The organism is Candidatus Spongiisocius sp. (genome assembly GCF_965221825.1).
GTDB lineage: Bacteria > Actinomycetota > Acidimicrobiia > Spongiisociales > Spongiisociaceae > Spongiisocius.
On record NZ_OZ244917.1, the window covers coordinates 2085587 to 2109897 of the forward strand.

At 66.3% G+C, this 24311-nt stretch carries 21 protein-coding genes; 8 read left to right on the plus strand and 13 right to left on the minus strand.

The window, feature by feature from the left end:
- Positions 1-11: 11 nt before the first annotated feature.
- From ACOQPD_RS09755 to ACOQPD_RS09765, 3 genes are read left to right on the plus strand one after another with little or no spacing between them, the layout of a single operon-like run.
- Positions 12-998 carry an acyl-CoA dehydrogenase family protein gene (locus ACOQPD_RS09755; protein WP_420611767.1) on the plus strand — a complete coding sequence of 329 codons (987 nt, stop codon included), beginning with the start codon at positions 12-14 and terminating at the stop codon, positions 996-998.
- A 20-nt stretch (positions 999-1018) separates the two neighbouring features.
- Positions 1019-1804 (plus strand): enoyl-CoA hydratase-related protein, encoded by a 786-nt coding sequence (locus ACOQPD_RS09760; protein WP_420614381.1) that lies wholly within the window; start codon positions 1019-1021, stop codon positions 1802-1804.
- On the plus strand, positions 1801-2532 hold the full coding sequence (locus tag ACOQPD_RS09765; RefSeq protein WP_420611768.1) for a hypothetical protein: 732 nt from the start codon (positions 1801-1803) through the stop codon (positions 2530-2532). The genes ACOQPD_RS09760 and ACOQPD_RS09765 overlap by 4 nt, the downstream gene beginning before the upstream one ends.
- Before the next feature lie 494 nt (positions 2533-3026).
- Here the strand turns inward: ACOQPD_RS09765 and ACOQPD_RS09770 are convergent, their stop codons facing one another.
- The 8 genes from ACOQPD_RS09770 to ACOQPD_RS09805 form a co-directional block, all read right to left on the minus strand.
- Positions 3027-4067 (minus strand): LLM class flavin-dependent oxidoreductase, encoded by a 1041-nt coding sequence (locus tag ACOQPD_RS09770; protein ID WP_420611769.1) that lies wholly within the window; start codon positions 4065-4067, stop codon positions 3027-3029.
- A gap of 151 nt (positions 4068-4218) precedes the next feature.
- Positions 4219-5148, minus strand: coding sequence for a cyclase family protein (locus ACOQPD_RS09775; protein WP_420611770.1), 930 nt, complete (start codon positions 5146-5148; stop codon positions 4219-4221).
- Entirely contained in the window at positions 5145-6434 is a 1290-nt protein-coding gene (locus ACOQPD_RS09780) for an FAD-binding protein (RefSeq protein ID WP_420611771.1), read from the minus strand. The genes ACOQPD_RS09775 and ACOQPD_RS09780 overlap by 4 nt, the downstream gene beginning before the upstream one ends.
- Positions 6406-6597, minus strand: a complete 192-nt coding sequence (locus ACOQPD_RS09785) for a hypothetical protein (protein ID WP_420611772.1) — start codon at positions 6595-6597, stop codon at positions 6406-6408. The genes ACOQPD_RS09780 and ACOQPD_RS09785 overlap by 29 nt, the downstream gene beginning before the upstream one ends.
- A 103-nt stretch (positions 6598-6700) precedes the next feature.
- Positions 6701-7633 (minus strand): succinylglutamate desuccinylase/aspartoacylase family protein, encoded by a 933-nt coding sequence (locus ACOQPD_RS09790; protein WP_420611773.1) that lies wholly within the window; start codon positions 7631-7633, stop codon positions 6701-6703.
- 126 nt (positions 7634-7759) lie between these two features.
- On the minus strand, positions 7760-8512 hold the full coding sequence (locus ACOQPD_RS09795) for a citryl-CoA lyase (RefSeq protein WP_420611774.1): 753 nt from the start codon (positions 8510-8512) through the stop codon (positions 7760-7762).
- A gap of 31 nt (positions 8513-8543) precedes the next feature.
- Positions 8544-10085, minus strand: coding sequence for a class I adenylate-forming enzyme family protein (locus ACOQPD_RS09800; RefSeq protein ID WP_420611775.1), 1542 nt, complete (start codon positions 10083-10085; stop codon positions 8544-8546).
- Complete coding sequence (locus ACOQPD_RS09805) at positions 10082-11698, minus strand: acyl-CoA mutase large subunit family protein (RefSeq protein ID WP_420611776.1); 1617 nt, start codon at positions 11696-11698, stop codon at positions 10082-10084. Before ACOQPD_RS09805 ends, ACOQPD_RS09800 begins: the two co-directional genes overlap by 4 nt.
- A 23-nt stretch (positions 11699-11721) precedes the next feature.
- On the opposite strand from ACOQPD_RS09805, the gene meaB reads away from it, so the two are divergent.
- Positions 11722-12696, plus strand: coding sequence for a methylmalonyl Co-A mutase-associated GTPase MeaB (meaB, locus tag ACOQPD_RS09810; RefSeq protein ID WP_420611777.1), 975 nt, complete (start codon positions 11722-11724; stop codon positions 12694-12696).
- Positions 12697-12773: 77 nt separating this feature from the next.
- Here meaB and ACOQPD_RS09815 read toward each other — a convergent pair whose 3' ends face one another.
- The 4 genes from ACOQPD_RS09815 to ACOQPD_RS09830 form a co-directional block, all read right to left on the minus strand.
- Positions 12774-13472, minus strand: coding sequence for an ABC transporter ATP-binding protein (locus tag ACOQPD_RS09815; RefSeq protein ID WP_420611778.1), 699 nt, complete (start codon positions 13470-13472; stop codon positions 12774-12776).
- On the minus strand, positions 13417-15195 hold the full coding sequence (locus tag ACOQPD_RS09820) for a branched-chain amino acid ABC transporter ATP-binding protein/permease (protein ID WP_420611779.1): 1779 nt from the start codon (positions 15193-15195) through the stop codon (positions 13417-13419). The genes ACOQPD_RS09815 and ACOQPD_RS09820 overlap by 56 nt, the downstream gene beginning before the upstream one ends.
- Positions 15195-16085, minus strand: coding sequence for a branched-chain amino acid ABC transporter permease (locus ACOQPD_RS09825; protein ID WP_420611780.1), 891 nt, complete (start codon positions 16083-16085; stop codon positions 15195-15197). Before ACOQPD_RS09825 ends, ACOQPD_RS09820 begins: the two co-directional genes overlap by 1 nt.
- A gap of 84 nt (positions 16086-16169) precedes the next feature.
- Entirely contained in the window at positions 16170-17483 is a 1314-nt protein-coding gene (locus ACOQPD_RS09830; protein ID WP_420611781.1) for an ABC transporter substrate-binding protein, read from the minus strand.
- A 164-nt stretch (positions 17484-17647) separates the two neighbouring features.
- Between ACOQPD_RS09830 and ACOQPD_RS09835 the strand changes: the two genes are divergently transcribed.
- The 4 genes from ACOQPD_RS09835 (at position 17648) to ACOQPD_RS09850 (ending at position 23617) form a co-directional block, all read left to right on the plus strand.
- Positions 17648-18742: a Gfo/Idh/MocA family protein gene (locus ACOQPD_RS09835; protein ID WP_420611782.1), complete on the plus strand. Its 1095-nt coding sequence runs from the start codon at positions 17648-17650 to the stop codon at positions 18740-18742.
- A 185-nt stretch (positions 18743-18927) separates the two neighbouring features.
- The gene (locus tag ACOQPD_RS09840) at positions 18928-20991 is read left to right on the plus strand and encodes a sodium-translocating pyrophosphatase (protein ID WP_420611783.1); all 2064 of its coding nucleotides are present in this window, start codon (positions 18928-18930) and stop codon (positions 20989-20991) included.
- Positions 20992-21013: 22 nt separating this feature from the next.
- On the plus strand, positions 21014-22252 hold the full coding sequence (locus ACOQPD_RS09845) for a histidine phosphatase family protein (protein ID WP_420611784.1): 1239 nt from the start codon (positions 21014-21016) through the stop codon (positions 22250-22252).
- A gap of 465 nt (positions 22253-22717) precedes the next feature.
- Positions 22718-23617 (plus strand): YceI family protein, encoded by a 900-nt coding sequence (locus ACOQPD_RS09850; protein WP_420611785.1) that lies wholly within the window; start codon positions 22718-22720, stop codon positions 23615-23617.
- A 76-nt stretch (positions 23618-23693) separates the two neighbouring features.
- Here the strand turns inward: ACOQPD_RS09850 and ACOQPD_RS09855 are convergent, their stop codons facing one another.
- Positions 23694-24308, minus strand: coding sequence for a GNAT family N-acetyltransferase (locus ACOQPD_RS09855; protein ID WP_420611786.1), 615 nt, complete (start codon positions 24306-24308; stop codon positions 23694-23696).
- Positions 24309-24311 lie beyond the last annotated feature (3 nt).

Here is a 24311-nt window from a genome sequence, read left to right on the forward strand (position 1 = left end):
TGGACGGCTCCATGGGTCTGGAAGTAGCGTCCACGCTGGATCGCCTGCTCGCGGATCTCGCCTCGACCGATCGACTGCTCCACATGGCTGCTTCACAGGCTCCTGACCCGACCCTGCTCGCCGCGCTGGACGAGGTCGGCCTCGCCGAGCTGTCCGTTCCCGAGGAACTGGGAGGCCTGGGACTCGACCTCTACCAACTCTGCCTGGTGGGCTGGGTGGGAGGCCGCCGCCTGATGCCGACACTGTCGCGCCTCAGGATGACCCTCGTGGGCCCGCTGGTGACGGACGGATTCTCCGGCGAACGTCCGGCCGGCGCCCGATGGGGATGCGGATTCCCGGCAATCGGCTCCACTCCCGCCGATGGCGGGACGGCGGAGGTCTGGATCGAAGAGGGAGCGAGCGCTGCGCTGGTGGTGGGACAGAGAGCGTCACGGGTCGTCGATCTCGGCCGCCCGGACAGCGTGGTCGAGCCGGAGCCCGGAGTAGACCCCGGGCAGGGTCGCGGCCGGCTCAGCTTCGAGCCAGATGCATCAACCGTTCTGGCCGGCGCCGATCATGCTCGAATCGTGGATCGTGCCCGGGTTCTCGTCATTGCCGAGCTCTCCGGAATCGCGGACCGGGTCACGGAAGTGTCGGTGGACTATGCCCGGCAGCGGTCCCAGTTCGGGCGGCCGCTGGCCGGTTTCCAGGCCATCCAGCACAAGCTCGCCGATATGCGGGCGGGATGCGAGCTCATTCGCTCCGCGGTCAGCCGGCTGGCATGGCTCGATGAGCCGCGCCCGGAACTCACTGCCAGCCTCGGCGCGGCGACTGTCTCGGTGGCCCGGCAGGTGACGGAGGACGCGATCCAGGTTCACGGCGGGATGGGCTTTGCATGGGAGTATGGAATCCACCTGTACTACCGACGGTGCCTGGCGCTGCAGCAACAACTCGGGGGCACGGAGAGCCTCCGCCGTTTCGTCGGCCGCTCGATCATCGCACGGAGGAGGACCCGATGAACGATAAGGCACCCTTGCTGGTGGAAGACCGTGGGCCGGCGAGGTGGATCTGGTTCAACCGGCCCCGCGTGCACAACGCCCAGAACACCGAAATGCTCGAGGCCTTCGACGACGCGCTCAAGCTGGTCCCCCAGGATGCCGGTGTACGCGCCGTCGTGCTCGCCGGCAAGGGAAGGTCGTTCTGTTCGGGCCATGACCTCAAAGAGATCGTGACGCATGCCGAGTACGCCCGGGCGGTCGAGTCGGTGGAGGGCCGGATGCGATGGGAGCAACGACTGTTCGTGGATCCGGTGAACCGCTTTCGCGAGCTGCCCGTGCCTACGGTCGTGCTCGCCCATGGCCACTGCCTCGCGGCCGGCCTGATGTTCGTCTCCGTCGCGGATCTGGTGTACGCGACGCCTGACGCCGTCTTCGGCTCACCCATCATCCCGGCCATGGGCATCAACGACGCCGAGGTTCCTGCCTTCGCCTGGGCCGTGGGTTCGCGGCGCGCCAAGCAGACGCTCTGGCTCGACGAGCGAATGGATGCGCAAACCGCCCGCGAGGCCGGTCTGGTGTCCGAAGTCGTGGAGCCCGATGAGATCGAGGAGCGGATCGAGTCGGTCGTCCAAACCCTCGCGAGGATCCCGGCCGAGACGCTCATGCTGTCGAAGCTCTCACTGCGGCAGATGGACGATCAGGCCGGCTACCGGGCGGCCGCCGGCTTCCACTTCCTGTCGCACTCGCTGAGCCATCACACGACGGGCGCAATGGCCGCACTCGCGGAACGGCGGCAGCGTCTTTCCGGTTCGGACGCGTCGCGTTGACCGATCCGCGGCGCCTCGAGGGAGGAATCATCGACCTGCTTCCGAACATCTACATGGCACGAATGGATGTCGCTCCGGAGGTCTTGGAGGCCTTCATGAGCTGGTACGAACACAAGCATGCGCCCGACCTGATCTCGGTCGGGTTCCACAGCACTCACGGATACCATTGCCGGGTCGGTTCGCCGTTCATCCTCAATGTGTACGAGATCGACAGCTCGGAGATCTTCTACTCGGAGGCCTACAACACGAAGCGAACGCCGGAGTCCGACCCGGAACGCCCGGCGATTCTCGCCGGGGTCACGAATCGATCGAATACCGTCTACCGGCAGGTCCACACGCTCGGCGTGGAGGCACCGGACCGGCCGTGGTCGGAGGGCGTCCGGTCCGGCGCGGTTACCGCCCCGGTCGTGACTTCGGTCCGCTTCGACCTGGAGGAAGGCTCGAGTGAGGGCGCCGTCGTGGACTGGTTTCGCGATGTCGAGTTCCCCGAAACTGCGAGCCGTGCCGGGTTCCTGGCTGCCCGTCTCCTGAACCGGACCGGACGCCCGCACCACGCCAATCCGTGGATGTCCTCGTGGGCGACGCTTGTCGAATGGGAGGACGAGCCGTCGGCGGTGGCGGCCGCCGGCGAAGCGGACACACTGGAGCGACTCGCCGGAGCCGACCTGGGTGTTACCGACGCGGCCTTCCACCTGGCTGTCCGTGTCCTGTCCGTAACCACCGGCTGAAGGGCACCGCCCGGGAAGAGCCATCGGGTATTGCTAATGACCCGGCGTGGACGGACCATTGCCACCACCGCGTTGGGAGGGTGCCGAGAGAGGTGGGAATGGACCAGCCCGCGATGCCTCAACCTGGGTCTTGTGTTCCCGCTATCGGGCCAACGGGACATCTTGCGGTTCGCACCCAGTGTCCTAAATCGTTGGTTCATGTGGTACGTATCCTGGCGAGCGCCGACCGATCCGGGATCGCTCTTGACTCGTCGGTCGCGGCCTGAAGCCCGGCAGCAAGGGGGTTGAACTTGTCACACTCCCGCTATAGGTTGTTGGATACCGTAATTACCAGCGGCTCCGAGTCGACCGGACCGTGTGAGGGATCAAATCGTTCGGGACCGCCCCACCCAAGGGCTTGGGCGGACGCGTCCCGACCAAAGGTGGCGGCGGGGGAGGGCCCGAAGAGTGGGGTGTGCCGTGGCGGTTTTCGCGGTCTTTCCCGATACAGGACACTAGCCCGCGAAGTGGGGCATCACCTCGGAGGCGACCATCTGCTGGCCCTCGAGCGCAGTGTCGAGTCCGGGGCCGTGGAAGTACCGGAGGCGGACGATGATCTCTTCCGGATCCAGGATCTCCTTCCACTCCTCCAGCATCTCTATCCACGTGGCCGGAGAACCGACCAGGGCTCTGTTGCGGAGAACGTGGTCGAGGGTGATGTCGTCCGCTGAACCGACCTCCTCGATCCAGGGCTCCCACTTCGGCTTGTAGTAGGCGTTGCCCCGCCGGTAGTAGATCCGGTGGTAATCCAGGATGTACTCGCCGAGGACACCTCGTGCAGCTTCGTCGGTGGGGGCGATCGCCGCCTCACGGAGGATGGCGATCCGAGGAGTCTTGCCCAGCTTCGCGCACTCCTCCCTGTACAGGCCGGCAAGGTGTGAGAGGTGCGCGGTCGAGCTGATCGGCCCGGTCTCCCAACCATCGCCGAGTGCCGCGATCTTGACGCCGACATCGCTCCACGCGCCGACCCAGACCTCCGGCACGAGATCGCCCATCGCCGGATCACGGGGAGGAACCGTACCCCGCCACGGGTCATCTTCGGCGAAACGGAAGGGCTCGCCGGAGCGGAATGCGTTGATGGCTTCCAGGCCCCGGCGCATCCTCACGGGTCGCTCCGACAGGTCCACTCCGTAGACGTCGAAGTCGTCCTGCAGGTAGCCGGCGCCGACGGTCAGCCGGTACCGGCCCGGATACATGGCGTTGATCATCGCCGCATCCTGGATCACGGTCACCGGGTGATAGAGAGGGAGGAGCACCACGCCGCTTGCGAACTTGAGGCGCTCCGTCTCCGCCAGTCCGAACTGAGCGATGAGTTGAGCGTTGTTCACGACCCCATGCGTTCCGGAGTGAGGGCCGTGCCCGCGCCGCTCGCCCTTGTACGCATACTCGAAACCGAGCGCGTCGGCCGACTCGCACTCCGCCAGGTAGCCGTCGAGGTCCCACCTGCGCTCTCCATCCTGAACACCGACGACGGTCGTGGAGATGGAGAATTTCATCGAGGAGCTCCCGGTGTCGGGAGTAACGGATGGTAGTCGATCTCACTAATGGGAATGCGTCCGGAAAAACGCTCGACAGGGCGCCGCTGCGGGGGCGGACGGTGGTGTGGTCATCACCGGTGTCGAGGCCTGCACCGGTCCGGGAGGACGCTCAGAATACGGCCAGCGGGTTGACGGCCGAACCCGTTCCTCCCGGAAGACGGAGAGGAGAGATGATGTATAGGAACTCCCATCTGGATTCCTCGGCACACACGGTGGCAAGAGGCTCGAGATCGACGTTGTCCAGCAGGACCAGGCCCATCGACGCCTGGGCGATCTGATGGAAAGCCCAGGGATGCTCGGTGTACGGGAGGGGCAGTCGTTCGAAACAGTCTCCCCCGTAGACCGCCACATCGCGTCCGTGCAGCCAACGTACGCAGGCGGGGGAAAGTCCGGCCCGTCGATTGACATCTTCTACGCCGGACTCGGCCTCTCGCGCTCCGAGGCCTGATCGGACCAGCACGACATCGCCCGCGCCGACCTCGAGACCCGCCCACTCGGCGGCAGCGTCCAGGTCGGCTTCGGTGATGTACTCGTCAGGTTCCAGCCAGCGCCTTCCGAGGGATGCGGGGATGTCGAGCAGCACGCCTCGGGTCACGATGCCGTCCTTGGCGGCCAGGACGGAGCCGAACTGCAGACCGGAGCGCTGCACGACGGCTTCTGCGGCGCGACCGTTGTAGAGGGCGCCGCCGTAGTTGGAGTGCGACACCGCGTCGATGTGGGTGACGGTGAACGAGTGCGGCACGATGGTCACCTGGTCCACCGCCGTGGGAGGTTGTTCGAAGCCCAAGAACAACATCATGTGGACCGTGGGGAAGTAGTTCTTGGCGGAGGGCTCGGTGTCGAGGTCGAAGGAGGTGGAGACGACTCGTCCGCTGCGAACCAGGCTGACGGCTCGCAGCGTGCGGGCGGGCGTCGCGTGGTTCAGCGTTCCCTTCTCGTCGTCCCAGCCCCAGCGTCCCCAGTTCTTCACCTCCTCGAACAGGGCATCGAGTTCCCCCTCCCTCGGGACGCCGCCGGAGTCGTCGGAGGTCGTCGTCACGGTCCGGCCTGATCGAAGGAGTCCTCCACCGCGTTGTAGCCGGCCAGCCGACCGAAGACGAGTCCACGGAGGACCGAGGTTGCTCCCACGTACTTGTCGCGGTAGATCCCCGTCATCTCGCCGGCCGCGTATAGGCCGGGAATCGGGATTCCGTCCCCGTCGATGACCCGGGCCGTGTGATCGGTGCCGATGCCTCCCATGGTGAACACGTTGGCACAGGTCACCGGATAGCAGTAGAACGGCGGGGTGTCGAGCGAGCGCGCCCAATTCGACTTCGGCGGGGTCAGGCCATCCGTCGAGAGCCCGTCGAGCCTCATCGCGTCGAACTGCGAGTCGTCCTGAGGGACGGCGGCGTTGTAGGAAGCGACCGTGGCCGCCAGCGCCTCGCCCTCGACACCGATCAGCCTCGCCAGCCCCTCGACTGTTTCCGCCTGATGGGGCTCATGGACCTTGTCTCTCAGGACCGCCTTCCGGTAGTGCGGCAATGCCATGGTCTTCGAGTCGAAGACCGCGTACGCGGTCTGGCCCGCTTCCCGCTGGACGGCGCGCCCCACCAGGTCGTAGAGGTAATCCATGGATGTGGCGCCCTCGTCCATGAAGCGGTCCCCCGAATTGTTGACCATGAGGCTGTAGGGCACGGTCTCCATGACGGCCGCGAAGGTCATCAGCCCCGACGTTGCTCCCGCTGTCCGCGGATCGGCGGGGAGCGGGTGGAACCGGTCCCACTGTCCGGTGGATCTCGCTCCCGCGTCGAGCGCCATCCGGATACCCTCTCCACGGTTGTGGGCGCCTCCCCGCGAGACCGTGGGAAGATCGAATCCGATGTGGCGGGCCATCATCTCGGGACTCCCCTGGAAGCCGCCACTGGCGAGGATCACGGCCGGCGCGTGGAGGTGCGAGAGCTTCCCCGCCCGATCGCGCGCCCCGATACCGGCCACGGCGCCTTCCCCGTCGAGCAGGAGGTGGACGGCCGCCGTCTCGTAGAGGACTTCGACGGCGAGTGCCCGGTCGTTGTTCGGCCCGAAGAACAGGCCGCGGGAGCCATCCTCCACTCGCGAGAAGAAGTGCTGGACGATGGCCGCTCCGGCGCCCTCGGGTTGGATCCGGGTATCGCTCGACGTGAGGAAGACACGTGGCCCCGGGTCGAACTCGAGTCCGTAACCCTCGGCCCACAGGACCGCTTCCGGCGCCTGCCGGGCGAGCACCTGGATGTACTCCTCCGGGGCGTCCGTCTTGGTGCGGAGCCTGCCGATGAAGTCATCGTTGATCGTGTGGACGTCCTTCATCCGGAAGGTGGCGGTGCTGGTATCGCGTGTTGCCGCCCCGATCGGCGCGCGACGCGCGTTCGAGCACCGCGATCCGCGCATCGTCGGTGCCGCGCTCCAGGATGCGCTCGATCGACGCGAGTGACGCGGAGAGTCCGGCCACGCCGGCCCCGACGATGATCACGTCGTATCTCTCGGCTATGACTCCCCTCCTTGGTCATGCGGGTTGGGGCGCCGCGCCTCGGGGCAAGGCCCGCCGCTCCCGGGCCGGTTCTTCGGCCTTTGCGTCATGGGGCTCCGGGGACTTCGACCTCGTCATGGGGGAACCCGACCATGAAGGCGAAATCGCCGGGGTTGACGATCTTCGGCGTGGTGACCGCCATCAGGAGGATGCCGGGACGATCGATCTCGAACTCCTCCCAGACCTCCCCCGTGACGGGGCTGGAGATCCATCCGAGACGGCCGGCGGGGATCTCACTGCCGACCGAATCGGTCGACACGCTGCCTTGGAGGATGCCGCTTGTGGAAGCGAGAAAGAGCGGCCGTTCGCGGATGACGGGCAATCGCGGCGGGCCGGTGGGATCGCCGCCGAGATGGCCCCGGTAGCGCAGCGTGTTCAGGCTGCCTTCGACGCCGGCGACCGGGGAGGATCGGCTCGCGCCCCCGAACTCGGGAAGGAAGCCAGAGAGGCCGCGCTCGACGGCTGTCGCGCTGACCTGGCCTCCCGGACGGAAGCCCACGACCACCGGCAGGTAGCCGAACGAGGATGTGAGCTCCAGATCCCCGGCGTCATAGGAATACCACAGCGCCATGTCGGGCGTCCCCGAGTGGAGGTCGATGACGCAGTCCGAATGCTCGTAGACGACGGCTGCGACGGCGTGAGCGATCTGGTCGGTGAGAAAGCCGCTCGGTGTCCCCGGAAAGCGCCGGTTCAGGTACAGGTGGTCGGGCGAGACTCGGGCGCCCACCTGGAGGGCGGGGAGGTTAACGGCCGCAGCCAGGAGAACCGTGCCCTTCAGTCGCTCCTGCATCAGGCGTTGCTCCAGGCGGTGCACGGCGATCGACCCGAGCGGTTTGTCACCGTACAACCCGGAGACGATCGCCGTCGCCGGTCCGGGGGTGGCGCCGCGGAGTTCCACGAATCGCACCTGCCACGGCGCCCCGTCGATCCGGCGGCTGACGGGAACGCTCCACTCTCGCCGTGTGGTGGCCGGCGTCATGCGGTTATCGAGTCAGGTGTCGTCATTGCGTCGGACGGGGACCTCTGCGGGCACTTGCTTCGTCAGGTTGGAAGCGTTCGGATGTTAAATGAGTGCTCCCCGGGTCGGAATGTCGGGTTTGGCGGATCAAGGTTGAGCTTCTCGGGACGATGTCGAGCGGGTGTCCTCCCAGATCCGGGGGGCGATGGGGTGCGACGCTTCCTCCATGACGTGTGCGAGTAGGCCCGCCGAGCGGGCGACGATCGAAAGGCCCCGAGCGAACTCCGGAGGCAGCCCCATGTCGGCCACGATGGCGCCGATCGCTCCGGCGGCATTCATCGGTACGGTCCTGCCCTTGGCCTCGCTCAGTGCGTTTCCCACCAGGACCGCGGTCAGGAAGTGCTCGTCCGGGAGGTCCTGATCGACCTGCAGGCGCCTGAGCGCCGCGACCCGACTGTCGCCGTCTCGATGAATGGGGTGGCCGAAGCCGGGAATCACCACTCCTTCCTCCAACCAGGAGGCCACGCTCTCCGACACGACTCGCTCTCGGTCCTCGGGTGCGGAGCCGCGTACCAACCGCGCCACCATCCTGGCAGCCTGCTCCGCCGTACCCAGCAGCGCAGGACCGGCCCCGAGCAGGCCGGCAGCGACCGCACCCTGGAGGCTGTCAGGTGCGCCGTGATGCGTGAGACGCGCCGTGATGGCGGACGGAGTGAGGCCGTGCTCCGCCACCGTCACCAGCATGGCGTCGATCATCGACTCTACGGATCGCTCGGGCATCGTTCCGATCGTGAGCAGGTGGAGCATCGCGGCGAAGCTGGTGCGGCCGATCAACTCCTCGGACAGATCGAACCCGTGGATGGTGATCCGGTCACCGCTCGCGTCGGCCAGTCCCGGCACTCAGATCTCTTCTCGGGTCGTCACGGGTACCTCAATTCACCTGGCGGGATTGTTGATCCCAGTGCCGGCTTCTGAGCGCCGACTTGAGAATCTTGCCGGTCGAGCCCTTCGCCAACTCCTCCACGATCCACACGTCTCGCGGCTTCTTGTAGCCGGCCAGCCGGCGGGCCACCTCTGCGGTGACCTCCTCGGGCCTGACGGTGTGCCCGGGCCTCGCGACCACGTACGCGACCACGCGCTCCCCCCATCGCTCGTCCGGCACTCCGATCACGGCTGATTCGAGAACGCCAGCGTGGTTGGCGATCGCCGCCTCGACTTCCGCCGGGTATATGTTCAGCCCGCCGCTGATGACCATGTCCTTCTGCCGGTCGATGATCGTCAGGTAGCCCTCATCGTCAAGGTACCCGACGTCTCCGGTCCGGTAGAACCCGTCGACATACGCCTCTCGGGTCGCCTCCTCGTTCTCCCAGTATCCGACCGTCACGCTCTCCGCTCGAACCTGGATCTCGCCCACCCGCGAGTCGGCAGCACCGGTCGGGACGAGCCGGAGTTCGACCGATCGCGTCGGTTTGCCTGCCGACGCGAGCCGCAGATCGGACGCATCGACGTGATCGGAACGGGAGAGCACGGTGAGCGGATGGGGCGCCTCCGCCGTCCCGTACACCTGCACGAATACCGGGCCGAAGACATCGACGGCTCGCCTAATCGTGTTCGGAGCGATCGGGGAGCCACCGTACGAGACGTGTCGCAGGTTGAGCGTCGGTCGCTTCTGCGCCTCGGCCTCCTCTATGAGCATCGTGATCATCGTGGGCACGACGAACGAGGCGGTCGCCCGCCGGCGCAGAGCCTCGTCCAGGAAGCGGCCGGGATCGAAGGAGGGAACCACGATGTTGCGCGCTCCACTGAGGGCATACGCAATCACCTTCGAGCCGCTGCCGTGTGACAGCGGCCCTGCGTGCAGCATGGCGTCACCGGGCCCGACGTCGATCAACTCATCGAGCAACATATTCCAGGTTCCGGCCATCCGACTCCGAAAGGTGGCTGTTGCGCCCTTCGGGTGGCCCGTCGTACCCGAGGTGTAGAGAATCGCGCTCGGATCATCCGGTCGCCACGCGCGGTCCGGGGGGCGGTTGGCGGCTCCGAGAAGCTCTTCGTAGTCGTGGGTTCCGCCGCCGCCGACGGACACGACGGTATCGAGTGCCTCAGCCTCGTCGACCAGGCTCAGGGCAGAATCGGCCGACGTGGCCTCGGTGATCAGCACTGCGGCTCCGGAGTCGGTCACCACATGCAGGCGTTCGGACTGGCTCAGGCGCGGGTTGATCGGGACTTTGGGGTGGCCCGCCTTCACCAGGGCAATGTCGGCCTCGATGTACTCCATGCGATTGGAAGAGAGAACGGCGACCGGTCGCCCGGCGGGATTCAGTTCGAGAAGGGCCGACGCGAGGCGACCGGACCGGTCGGCAAGCTGGGAGAATGTTGCTGATCGGTCCCCGTCTTCCACGGCGACTCTTGACGCGTGCTGTCGAAATGACCGGTCCAGCAAGGCGCCGAGGTCAGCCGTGGTGGATGTCATCGGTACGTGCCCCACTCGTCCCGCAGCACGGAGGTGATCTCGCCCACCGTCGCATAGGACTGGACCGCTCGGAGAATCGACTGCATGGAGTTGCGGCCGGTGGAGGCCGCTTCCCTGACCTCTGCGAGCGCGGCGTCCACATCCGAGTGGTTGCGATCAGCCCGAAGCCTCCGCAGTTTCTCGACCTGCTCGTCCTCACCGTCATTTGCGATCGCGAAGGCGGAGGTTGGTGTGGGAGCGCCGTCAGCGAAACGGTTCACGCCGATACGCGGCCTTGTACCGTCGTCGATGCCACGTTGGAGCGCGTAGGCCTCCCGCTCGATCTCCGCCCCGAGCCAACCACTTTCCAGGGCCGCCAGCGCTCCGCCCTGATCCGCGATCCGGCTCATGTATTCGAGGATCCTGCCGTGAAGCTGGTCGGTCAGCCACTCGACGAAATAGGACCCGCCCAGCGGATCGGCGGTACGCGGGACGCCTGTCTCCAATGCGATGATCTGCTGGGCGCGCAGAGACAGATTGGCGGCTTCCGCCGACGGCAGGCCGATTGCCTCGTCGTACGAGGATGTGGCCAGGGTCTGGACACCGCCCAGTACCGCAGCGAGAGCCTCGAACGCCACCCGTGAGAGGTTGTTCATGTGCTCCTGCGCCGTGAGAGATCCGCCAAGGGTGTACACGAAGATGTTGAGGGCGTGGCTCTCCGGGTCTTCGGCGCGGTAATGATCGCGCATCAGATGAGCCCACATCCGGCGAGCCGCTCGATACTTCGCCACCTCTTCAAAGATGTCGAGGTCGGCGGAGAGGAACATGAAGAGATTGGGGGCGAAGTCGTCCACCGACAGCCCTCTCCTGAGGGCGGCTTCGATGTACTCGATGCCGTTGGCGGCGGCGATGGCCACCTCCTGGATGGCGTTGGCGCCCGAATCGCGGATGTGATAGCCACAGAACTCGATCGGTTCCCAGTGGGGGAGATGTCGTGCGCAGTATTCGACGAGATCGATCGAGAATTCCAGGGCGCGCCGGGGTGGGAAGATCTGGGTGCCCCGCGCCACGTACTCCTTCAGCACGTCGTTCTGGAACATCACCCGGAAGTTGTCGGGTGCGCCCCCCAGCCTCTCCGATGCGGCGATGATGAGTGAGGCAGCGATCGGGCCGATCGAGTTCGCGGTCGTGCGGATCTGGTGGAGTTGATGGAGCGGTATCCCGTCGAGCAACTCCTCCATGTCGGCCAGGGAGTCGATCGGCACCCCGACCTTGCCGACCTCGCCCTTGGCCAACGGGTCGTCGGAGTCGAGGCCATTCTGTGTCGGCAGGTCGAGGGCGATGGAGAAGCCCTTCTGACCTCGGGCTAGGAGCGACTTGATCCGAGCGTTCGTCTCCCGGGGGGTCGCGTAGCCGGAGTACTGGCCCATGACCCACAGCCCCTCGCGGTACATGTCCTGCCGGATCCCTCTCGTGTACGGGAACCGGCCGGGCGCGCCGACGTCGGTCGCCGGCTCGACCTCCTCGAGCGCTTCCGGTCCGTACCATGACTCGAGGGGTATGCCGGACTGGGTAACGATCGGGAAGGCCGGCGGCGGGTGGGGAGACTTGTCCTCTGGGCTTTCGTTCCTCACTTCTTGGAAGCATAATCCGCATCATGGAAGCCAAGCCGTCGGTCGCAGACCCCGGAACGGCAGCCGGCACAACCCTTTTCGGAGGGGATCGACGAGCGCTCGCACGGGCGATCAGCCGCTGCGAGCGTGAGCCCGATGCGGTGGGTCGGCTGCTCGAGCGCGCCCACGCCCACGCCACCGGCACGCTCCGGATCGGGATCACCGGCCCGCCGGGATCAGGCAAGAGCACGCTCACCGACAAGTTGCTCGGCGTGTACCGGCGGCACGGACGCCGGGTAGCCGTTGTCGCCGTCGACCCCTCCAGTCCGTACTCCGGTGGTTCTCTCCTCGGGGATCGTGTCCGGATGGGATCTCACACCGGCGACCCGGGCGTGTTCATCCGTTCGATGTCCACGCGTGGCCGTCTCGGAGGGTTGAACGCGTCGGCCGAGATGGTGGCTGTCCTTCTCGACGCGGAGGGCTACGGACCGATCATCTTCGAGACGGTCGGCGTCGGCCAATCCGAGGTAGAGGTGATCGACCGGACCGACACCGTGGTCGTTGTCGTCGCCCCGGGTTTCGGCGACGACGTCCAGGCGGAGAAGGCAGGCCTCATGGAAGTCGGGGATGTCTTCGTCGTGAACAAGGCTGACCACCCCGGAGCGATCAAGGCAGCGAGAACGTTGGAGAGCATGGTGTCGATGGGCCCTGCCCACGACTGGCGGCCACCGGTGCTGCTCACCGTGGCCGAGACCGGTGAGGGAGTCGACGAGGTGGTCGACGCCATCCGGTCACACAACGAGAGCATGGCCGAGTCGGGCGCCCTGCGAGCCAGGCGTCGGGCGCGGGCGGAGGCGGAGATATCGCGGATGATCGAGAGGCTGGCAGGGCAGGCTACCGAGCCGGCCGTCGCTCGGTATTCGGAGGCTGTGATGGAGGGCGCCACCGATCCATGGAGTGCCGCCACAGAGATCTTCGACTCGCTCCTGACCGGAGAGCATCGACCGCGCGGATCGTGACCGCGGATCCGGGACTCGACGGGCCATTCGATCGAGATCTCAGCGGCCTGCCCTAGCCGGAACCGGTTGCCCCACGGTCACGCCAGGTACGCGTCGACCATCTCCTGCGAGTTCCGCAGCGTCGCCGAAGGGCCCTCGATTGCGATCGAGCCTCTGTGGAGCAGGTAGGTGTGGTCGGAGATGGCCAGCGCGAGTTCGGCGTTCTGCTCGATGAAGAGGATCGAGAGCCCCTCGGAGTGCAGCCGGGTTATCGAGGCATAGACCTCGTCCACGATGGCGGGAGCGAGGCCGATCGTCGGACTGTCTATGAGCAACAGTTCCGGGTCCGTGATCAACACCCGACCGATAGCGACCATCTGCTGCTCGCCGCCGCTGAGAGTTCCCGCATACTGCTTCCGCCGTTCCTTGAGCAGGGGAAACAGTTCGAAAACCCGGGCGAGCATCTCCGGGATGTTGGAACGCCTCGCGGCGGAACCCAGTACCAGGTTCTCCTCGACGGTGAGTGGGGCGACCACGGAGGTCGGTCGTTCCATCAGGAAGGCGAGTCCATGGTGGGCGAGCTGGTAGGTCGGCCATCCGGTGATGTCACGATCGCCGAACCTCACGGTCCCGCTGTCCGGGCTGTGCATGCCGGCGATCGTCTTCAGCGTCGTGGACTTGCCCGACCCGTTCGAGCCGATGAGGGACACCATCGCCCCTCGATCGACTTGCAGGTCAACGTTATTGACCGCCCGTATGTTGCCGTAGCTTGACGAGAGATTCGATACGCGCAGCATCGGCTTTCCTTCCGAAGTAGGCCTCGATCACTGTGGGGTCGGACAGGCACGCGGCCGGCGTCCCCTGTGCCAGCAACTTGCCGAAGTCCATCACGATTGCTTGTTCGCAGTAGTTGAGCACGAGCTCGAGGTTGTGTTCGATGACGACCACCGTGAGGCCTCGGTCCGTGAGCCGGAGCATCAGCTCGCCGATTGCCTGTGATCCGAGCTTGTGCATGCCCGCCGTCGGCTCGTCCAGCAGCAGGACGGAGGGCTCCATCGCCAGGGCTCGAGCGATTTCGACCCTGCGTTGGTTGGCGTATGACAGGGTGGCGGCATACTGCTCGGGTTGACCGATCACGCCGACCAGATCCATCAGTGCCCTCGCGCGCTCGGCCAGGTCCGCGCGCTCGCGCCGATCGCGAGGCGTCATGAACACGGGATCCCAGAAGTTGGTCCCACGCTCGCGATCGAAGCCGACCATGATGTTCTCCAGGACCGTCAGATCCTCGAAGAGCTGCACGGTCTGGTAGGTACGCGCCACACCCTCGCGGGCGATGTCGGTTTGTTTCCATCCCGTCATGTCCTGTCCGAGAATCCGGATCTTTCCGCGATCCGACTCGTCTCCCCCGCTCATGACCGAGAGCAAGGTCGATTTCCCGGCCCCGTTCGGTCCCACGATCCCGAACACGGACCCTTCGGGGACCTCGAAGGTGAGATCGCTGATCGCCACCAAGCCGCCGTATGTCTTCCGTACGCCCTCGACGCTCAGCGCAGCGGGCCGCTCCTCCGCCGGATCGACTTCCGGCGCCGTGCGACCTGTCAGGTTGAGACTCCACAGGTCGGACTCTCCGTCGTGCTCTCCGTCGGCTGACGACTCGGCCTCGGAGTGGACGTTGGTCGCCTGGTTCTTGAGCTCCCTCCGTACCTTGCGAGTGGGATCGACCAGGCCACGTGGGAGGTAGATCATGATGACGATCAGGAGCACACCGTTCACGATGGTCTCGCCCTGGGTGAGGAACCGACGGAGCACTTCGGGAAGGATCGTGAAAACGAACGCTCCGACAATCCCCCCGAACCAGTGGCGGTTCCCTCCCAGGACCACCGCGGCGAGCATCACAAAGGCAATGTTCACATAGAACGTGTCGGGCGATAGGAACTGCACGAGACTCGCGTACACGACCCCTGCCAACCCTGCGATCGCGCCGCTCAACATCCACAGGGATCGCCGCGTGCCGTAGACATCGATGGCAAGCGATGCGGCCACGTCCGGGTGGCTGCGAACGGCTTCGGCGGCAAGCCCGAGCCGCGACCTCCTGTGACGAGCCATCACCCACATCACCGCGCCCAAGGCGGTGAAGAGGTGCCATGGCTCGACCATCCGGGTGATCGGGGCGCCGTCCACGCCGCCCGTGACGGAGTCGAGATTCAGCACGACCACCCGCGCCATCAGCACGAGAGCGATCGTTGCCAGCGCCACCCAATGGCTCTCCAGCCTCGCCAGGGGGATGCTGATCAGGAGGCCCGACAGAAGGCCCACCACCACTCCCGCGGCCAGCACGAGTTCGATGGGAACGTTGTGGTCCTCCACGAGCGCGAGGCTCACGAATCCCGTGACCGCCGCCATCGGCGTGCCGGCGAGGCTGAGGATTCCACCCCGGAGCGCCGCATAGGTGGCGATCGCGAAGAGCGCGAAGGCGATGGAGAACTCGAGCGTGGAAGCGTACTGGCCCAGGAACTCCATCAGGCCCTGAGGCCCACGATGCGGTCGCCCATCAGGCCCTTCGGCCGAACCAGGAGGACGACGATGAGCAGTCCGAAGGTGATGAAGTCGCGAAACGAATTGCTGATGTACTGGGCGCCGAGAACCTCGGCCAGCCCGATGAGGATCCCGCCGACGTATGCCCCTCTCAGGTCCCCGAACCCGCCGATGATCACCGCCGCGAATCCCTTGAGAAGGAGCCCTTCACCCACCGTGAAGCTCACGTTGTTGGTGGAGATCGAGCTCAGGATCCCGGCGATCGCGGCGGTCCCGGCCGCGATGAAGGATATGACGATCACCACCCGTCGCGGATTCACACCGGAGATCTTGGCCGAGTCGGGATCCCAGCCGACCGCTCGCATTTGCGCCCCGGCGTTCGTCCTCATCATGAACAGGTAGAGGATCAGGAGAAGCACCAGGGCAACGACGAACGTGATGATCTGGTGGTACGGGATCACCAGGTCGGCGACCCTGACGAAGCCCCGGGGAAGGGCTTCACGGGGAAAGGTCTTGATCCGGGCGCCGGTAGCGATGATCGCGAGTTGTCCGAGGATGATCCAGAAGCCGATGCTGGTGATGATCGGGCCGAGCAGGCCGCCGCCCCGCCGTCGAATCGGCTCGAATCCCAGCTGATCCACGAGGACGCCGACCAGGCCGCCGCCTGCCATGCCGATCGCAATCGCCGGCACAAGCGGGACCCCCAGGTTGTCGAATGCGGCAAGCGCCAGGATCGCCCCCCATGTCGCGTAGGTCCCGTGAGCGACATTGAGTATCCCCATGGTGGCGAAGACCAGGCCGAAGCCCATGGAGAAGATGGCGTAGGAAGACCCTACGGCCAGGCCGTTGATCGTCTGCTGCAGGAACAGCGTCATGTCGTGCCGATCACTCCTGACTTGAACAGGTTCCGGCGCCGCCCGATCGGGTGGCGGCGCCGGATCCCAGGGTCCAGGAGGGTGCTACTGGTTGATGTTCGGGAGCAAACCCTCCGCTGAGCCGTCCCAGATGACGAGTTCTCCATCCGGACTCCATTGCACGAACGTCCACGCGTCGATGGTGGCCTCGCCTCGGGCATCCCAGGTGAGCGTGCCGAAGACGGTCTCCATGGACTGGATCTGCCGGACACCGTCCAACACGGCCTCTCGGGTGCCTTCGCCCCCGTTCTTGAGCGCTGTCGCCATGAACCACGCGACCTGCCAACCCTGCGCCGCGAAGATGTCCGGCACCGTGTCGTAGGCGGCTTCGTACTTGGCTGCGAAGTCCTGCACCATCGGATCGGACTTACCGGCGAAGAAGGCGATCGGCAGCACGGTACCCAGAAGGGTGTCCCCGGCCTGTTCCCACGTCTCCGCCGTCGCGATCGCGAGGTTCCCGATGATCGGACCGGCGTAACCCCGGTCACGGAGTTCCTGCACCATGAGGACCTCGGTATTGCCCAACTGCGCCAGGAAGATGACGTCGGGGCCCATCGAGATCGCCTCGGTCGCGGGACCGCTCATGTCCGTGTCATCGGCGAACGTGTCGATCACGCCCAGGACTTCGACTCCGGCGCTATCGAGAACGCCGAGGGTCGCATCCCTGTCGCTCACGAGGCCGTCATTGTCCGCGGTCACGACTACGACTGCGTTGTCAGGAGCGAACGCTCCCACCGAGGCCTCCGCGATTGCGGCCGTGCTCGGCTGGGAAAGCGGGAATGACCTGAAGGCATTGTCCGGATCCGTGATCGTCGGGGCAATCGCAGCGTGATCCACCCAGGCGAGGCCGGCTTCCACGATGTTGGGCTGGATCGCTCCGGCAACACTCGACAGCGCACAGCAGACCAGGGCGAGGACGTCGTCGTTGGCGATGTATCCATCGTTGATGGCGATGGCGGTCGCCTGATCTCCTCCCGCATCCTCAACGAGGAACTCGATGGTCACACCCTCGCCGAGGAATCCGGTTTCGTTGATTTCTTGCTCGGCGAGCTGGAGCCCCTGCAGATGGGGGACGCCCGCGAAGGCGACCGCTCCCGAGACAACGGCCGTGAAACCGAACTGGTAGTTCCCCGGAGCAAGGCCGTCCGCAGGTTCTTCCATGGCCTCGGTAGTGGTCGTGGCCGCCGCCGCCGTGGTCGTGGTCTGCGCCGCCGCAGTCGTGGTGGTTGCCGGCGCCGCAGTCGTGGTGGTTGCCGGCGCTGCGGTCGTAGCGGTCGTCGCATCGCTGTCATCGTCGCCGCATGCAGCCGCGACGAGCGCCAGAGCGAGACCGAGTACCAGGAGTCTGATTCTGCTCATACGTGCCTTTCCTCAGTTGCCTTAAGGGTTTGGGGTACTGCTCTAGACCCGTTCGCCGGATCCGAATCTGCAGCCCGGGTGACGATAACAGACACACCCGGAGACGGGATATCCATATAGTTACGCATCGGCATGGCTACAGCATCGGCTGGGAAGGGAATTGTATGGCACACCGGTTCGGGACGATCGGCGGGGGCATCTTCGGCGAGATGCATATCCGGGCGCTGACTCAGCGAGCCAGGCGCGGGGACATCGAGTATGTGGGTCTCGCGGATATCAACAGCGAGTTACGCAGTGCTCGAGCGGCCGAGTACGGCATCGACGTCTTCGCCGACTTCAACGAAATGCTCGACGTGGCATCGCCGACCGCCGTGACCATCGCCACCCCCGACCACCTCCATCGAGACATCGTCGTGGCGTGTGTTGAGAGGGGCGTTCATGTGCTGGTCGAAAAGCCGATGGACACGGATGTCGACGGGTGCAGGGAGATGGTCGCCGCCGCCGATGAATCAGGCGTGCTGCTCCAGGTGGATTTCATGAAACGCCATGACCTATACCACGCCGAACTCAAGCGGATCGTGGAGTCCGGGGGCATCGGTGACATCCAGTACGGGTATGCCTGGATGGAGGACCGCATCGAAGTCCCGACAGACTGGCTCCCTTCGTGGGCGTCCAACTCGTCGCCGGCATGGTTCGTCGGCGTTCACTACTTCGACCTCATTCGCTGGCTGGTCGGCCGGGACGCTGTGGCCGTCTCGGCCACCGGTGTGGCTCAGCGGCTGCGCTCGATCGGGATCGACACGTACGATTCCATCCAGACGAAGATCATGTTTCCCGGTGGCGTGAGCTTTACGGTCGACTCCGCCTGGCATCTACCCGCCGGCAACGAGGCGATAGTCAACCAGGGGATCAAGGTGGTCGGATCCGACGGGTGGATGACAGTCGACAGCCAGGATCGTGGAACACGCGGGCTGGTGAGCAGCGCTCCCGGTGCGCCTGCTTCGATGCTGACTCCCAACCTGGGCCTCTTCAAGGAGAGCACCGAGGCCGGCCTCCCTCGGTATTCGGGGTATGCCATCGACTCGATCGAGAGTTTCGTCACCAACGTGGCGATGCTCGAGCGCGGAGTGGCGGACCTGGAATCGCTGAAGGGCGCCTACCCATCCGGCAAGGACGGTCTCGAGGTAACCAAGATCGCCGTGGCGGCGCACCGGAGCGTGGAGAGAGGCGGAGATCTCGTCTCTCTCGGCTCGTTGTGAGAGCCTCTACCGGTTACGGCCTCCGGCGCAGCGAATCGGTTGCCTTCGGCCCTCACCGTCCTGGAGTCGTTGCGACTTCCGGGTTCTGCTCCGTGCTCCGGGACCTCCCCGGCGGCGGTAAGACCAGCGGCGTGCCGGGAGGGCCATATACTCCGGAATCCCGAGTCGAACAAGAGGTCTGACGCATGTCTTCAAGTGCCGTACTGGTGATCGCGCTGGTGGCCGGAGTGGCCGCCCTGGTCCTGGCCGCCTACTACGCCCGGGTGGTCATGGCCGAAGATCAGGGCAACGACCGAATGCGGGAGCTCTCGGCCGCCATCCGGGAGGGCGCAAACGCCTTCATGAGGCGTGAGTACACATGGGTGGCCGTCTTCGTGGTGGTGCTGGCGATCCTCATCTCGGTAGTCCTCCCCTGGGGAGCGCCGTGGGGTTCGATCGCCTACGTATTCGGAGCGGTGCTGTCCGCCGGCGCCGGATTCGCCGGGATGCGGATCGCCACCGCGGCCAACTCGCGGACCGCCGAGGCGGCCCGGCTGGGCGGGGTAAAGCGCGCCCTGCCGGTGGCCTTCCGCGGGGGCGCCGTGATGGGGTTCTGCGTAGCCGGACTGGGCTTGCTGGGCGTGACCATCGGCTACCTCCTGTTCGTCGACGTCCTGAGCATCAGCGACTCGGACCAGTACAACATCATCGCCGCCATCGGCCTGGGAGGATCGTCCATCGCCCTCTTCGCCAGGGTGGGCGGCGGCATCTACACCAAGGCTGCCGATGTGGGGGCCGACCTGGTGGGGAAGGTCGAGGCGGGAATCCCCGAGGACGACCCCCGGAACCCGGCGGTGATCGCCGACAACGTCGGCGACAACGTGGGCGACGTGGCCGGCATGGGGGCCGACCTGTTCGAGTCCTACGTCGGATCGATAGTCGCCCCGATCGCCTACGCGGCCATCGTGTTCGCCTCCAGGTCCTTCGCCACCGAGGCGATCATCTTCCCCCTCGCCGTGGCCGCCATCGGCATGTTCGCCGCCATCATCGGCTCCTTCTTCGTGCGGGTGACGGGCGACAACCTGGCCAAGGCCCTGCACCGTGGGAACAACGTGGCGGTCGGCCTGACCGTCGTCGGCGTTCTGATCCTCACCAACGTGGTATTCGGGGGGTCGGACGGGGTTGACAACCCCTTCGGCCTGTCCCTGGCGGTGCTGGTCGGCCTGGCGGTGGGGATCTGCGTGGGCAAGATCTCCGAGGTATTCACCTCCGACCACTACAAGACCGTCAAGGAGATCGCTCGCCAGTCCGAGACCGGTCCGGCCACAGTGATACTGGCCGGTATCTCCGAAGGGATGCGCTCCGCCGCCATCTCGGTGGTGGTGGTCGCCGCCGGGATCGCCGGCGCCTACGCGGCCGGAGACTGGGCCATCGGGGACGGCGGGGGGATCTACGGCGTGGCCATCGCGGCAATCGGGGTCCTTTCCACCCTCGGGATCACGGTGGCGGTCGACGCCTACGGGCCGATAGCCGACAACGCGGGGGGTATCGCCGAGATGGCCCACCTGCCCCCCGAGGTCCGGGAGGCCACCGACGAGCTGGACGCGCTGGGCAACACCACCGCCGCTCTCGGCAAGGGCTTCGCCATCGGATCGGCCGCGGTGACGGCGCTGGCGCTGTTCGCCGCCTTCACCCAGGCCGTCGGCCTGGACTCCATCGACATCACCAACGTGGGCACGACCGTCGGCCTGTTCCTGGGCGGCATGTTCCCGTTCCTGTTCGCCGCGCTCACCATCAAGGCGGTCGGGAGAGCCGCCTTCCGGATGATCGAAGAAGTACGGCGCCAGTTCCGCGAGATTCCCGGACTGCTGGCGGGCGATCCGAGCGCACGGCCGGAGTACGCCAAAGCGGTGGATATCGCCACCGGTTCGGCCCTCCGAGAGATGGTCATTCCGGGCGCGCTGGCGGTGGCCCTTCCGCTGGTCGTGGGCTTCATCGACGTGGAGGCGCTGGGCGGTCTGCTGGCCGGCGCACTGGTGACCGGATTCCTCCTGGCCATCTTCATGGCCAATGCCGGGGGCGCCTGGGACAACGCCAAGAAGCTCATCGAGAGCGGCGCCTTCGGAGGCAAGGGCTCGGAGCAGCACAAGGCTGCGGTAATCGGTGACACGGTGGGCGATCCGTTCAAGGACACTTCCGGGCCGGCGATGAACATCGTGATCAAGGTGATGACCATCGTTTCGCTGATCTTCGCCGCCGCTTTCATCTGATCTCCTGTCACCCAGTTCCGCCGTGAAACGGGTGCTGCTGGTCCGGCACGGAGAGTCGGAGGCCAACGCCGGCGAGATCTGGCAGGGCGCCACTTCTTCGCCCCTGACCGCCCAAGGCCGGCATCAGGCCGGCCTGGCCGCCGGGCGCCTGTCCAACCGTCGGTTCGACCTGGTGGAGAGCTCCGACCTGGAGCGGTCCCTTCACACCGCCGAGATAGCGGGCTTCCGGCCGCGGGCGCTCACCGGGTGGCGGGAGGGCGACATCGGCGTGTGGGAAGGCCGGCCCGGTGAGTGGGTCGAAGCCCACTACGGCCACGACCTGGCCCGGCTCAACGAGGACTACGACCTGCGGATGGGCGAGACCGGAGAGTCGCCCCGCCAGGTGTCCGAGCGGGGTTGGAAGGCGCTGACCGCCCTGGTGGGCCGGCTCGAGGACGGCCAGACCGGCCTGGTGTTCACCCACGGCGGCCTGATCGAGCTGGTGCTGTGGCGGCTACTCGGCCTTCCGATCGGGCGCCGCCGGCTCGGGTTCCTGTCCAACACCTCCTTCTGTGAGCTGGCGTTCGACGGTGAGGATGCGGCCATCCTGCGCTACAACGACGCCGCCCACCTCGGGTCCGAGTCCTTCTGGGCCGGCCACGCCCGGGCCGGTGGCGGCACCGTGGTCGATCTGATCCGTCACGGCGTCACGCAGGCCAACCTGGAACGGCGGGCCCAGGGGCGGGTCGACGGCGATCTGCACCCCGAGGGATGGGAGCAGGCCCGGCGGCTGGCGTCATGGATCGGGAAGACCGACGAGGTCTTCGCCTCCCCGCTGAGACGGGCGGCGACCACGGCGGAGGTCGCCTTCGGGCGCCCACCGGTGCTGGTGGACGAACTCATGGAGATGAGCTTCGGTGAGTGGGAAGGCGAGCTGTGGGAGGAGCTGGAGGCCTCGGGCCGCCTCGGCGGTTATCCCGGGGACGGGCAGGACATCCGGCGAGGCGGCTCCGGCGAGACCTGGAAGGAGGTCCAGGATCGGGTAACCGGGTTCGTCAGCGGCCTCCCCGTCACCTATGCGGGGCGCCGGGTGGCGGCCGCGTCCCATGGCGGAGCGATCAAGGCCTATTCCACCGCGGTACTCGGACTCGGCTACGGCAAGGCGCGGTTACTCGGTCCCCTGGACAACACCTCGGTCACCCAGGTGGCGATCGCGCCGGACGGGCATCCCATGCTCACCACCTACAACATCACCCACCACCTGGAGGGCTCGGACGGCTAGAGGGCCTCCCCATCCGTGCGCCCTCTTGACGGGTTGCTCGTACTCCCATGGGGCCATGGAGGGTATGAGAGCAGTCGATGAACCTGCCGTCCTCCGGGTGGAGGACGACCCCAATGTCGCCACCCGGTCGACATGTACCCGCGACGGAGCGGCTACCACGTGTACCGGGCGCTCGCCGATTCCCTGGTCAATGTAGAGTCTCGAACCGAAGACCGGGGCGGAGACGACTGCGCCGTATAACGGTGGACGACGACGGCCCCGGCAGCAGCGAGGCAGACCGCCCCATGTATTCGAATGCCTTCTAGCTGTACTGTCCAGGGAGGTTATTGACACTGGGTTTGAGGGCCTGACGATCGTGACCGAGTTGGCCGAATTCATGGGAGGCAAGGTGAGCATGACCGCCCGTCAACCCACCAGCACCCGGTTCATCGTGCAGTTCCCTGCGACGCACGGCAGGTCTGCTCCATGACCACGCTCACCAGGATCATCACCGGCGTAGGGGTCGCGATCGTATGTGTGGCCATCGCCGCGGTCGGATGGTGGAGCCTGCGGCCCGAGGGACCCGAGCCGGTCGATCTGGAGGCGGCCGTGGCCCGGCTGGAGTCCACAGCGGGTGAAGGGAGCGACGGCTCCTCGGCCTCCGAACTCGACGACCGTGGGTCAGACTCGATACCGGCCACCGAGTCCACCGCTACGACGTCGAACGCCGGACCAGATACCTCTGTCACCACATCGACCGCCACGGCCGGCGATGGCGCCCCTTCAACAGAGACCGAGGCGACATCCTTGGACACCGAAGCAGCCGGCCTGTCAGGGGTATGGACCGTGGTCGCCCGCGAAGGTACCGATGGGCCGACCGGCGAGGCCGCGGTCAGCTTTGCCGGCTACCGGGTGGTGGAGGTGCTGGCGGGCGGTGTCGACGAATCCACCGTGGTAGGTCGTACCGGAGAGGTGGCCGGCGCGATCGAGCTGAGCGGAACCGCCCTGGTTGCCGCCAAGGTAGAGATCGAGATGGCCACCCTGCAGACCGACGACAGCCACCGCGACAGCCATGCGCGGGAAGCCCTCAACACCAAGGAGTTTCCGCTGGCCGTATTCACGCTCGTGGAACCTGTGGAACTCCCCGTCCGGCTACTCGAGGGCCAGAGTTTCTCAGGGTCGGTCCTAGGAGACCTCACGATCAAGGGAGTCACCAACCGCCGCATGTTCGAGCTAGAGGCTCAACTCACCGGGGACACCATCGTGGTCGTAGGGTCGGCTCCGGTGATCTTCAGCGACTATGGCGTGACCGCCCCGACGTCTGTCGCCGTCATCTCGGTCGAAGACCACGGCATCATGGAGTTCCAACTCTTCTTCAGCCGGTGAGCATCCGCCGGTAGTCGTGCAGGTCCGGCGCTAGCCCAGAGCGCCACGCTGATCTAGGCCGGGCGCAGCCGGTGATCTAGCGGGTCTCCCACACGATCAGCGAAGCCCAGTTGTCGACCTCCGGGTCCTCTATGTAGTTCTCCAGCACGCCGCGCGCCTCGAAGCCGTTCTCGATCTGGAAGCTCAGCGTCCGGTCGTACAGCTCTCCGGCGGCCACCTTCTCGACGTATTCGGCGGCGGACATCCGGTCCTTGTGCTCGGCGTATCCGGGGATCACCCCGCCGGCGATGATGCCCCGTAGCCCGAGGTTCCGGCACACCTCCTTGCGCAGGTCGTACAGGCGGCTGCCGATCCCGCGGCGGCGGTAGCCGGGGTTCACAGCGATATCGGTGCCGTAGTACCACTCCCCGGTGGGATCGTGCCCGGCCTTGTGCCCGGACATGAGGTCCTTCATCCGGTGCTGAGGGCGGGACAGGTCGAAATGGACCCTCACCCCCAGGCCCATGCCGATCGGCGTCTCGCCGTCCAGCACCACGAATCCTCCCTCGGGGAAGACCTCGGCCAACTCGACCAGCTCCCCGGCGCTGTAGAGGTCGGCGGGGTTCGCGCTGGGAAAGGACCGGAGCTCGAGCGCCTCCAACTCCTCGGCCCATCGGGCCTCCAGGTTCACGTAACGGAGGTCGTCGGTCACCCC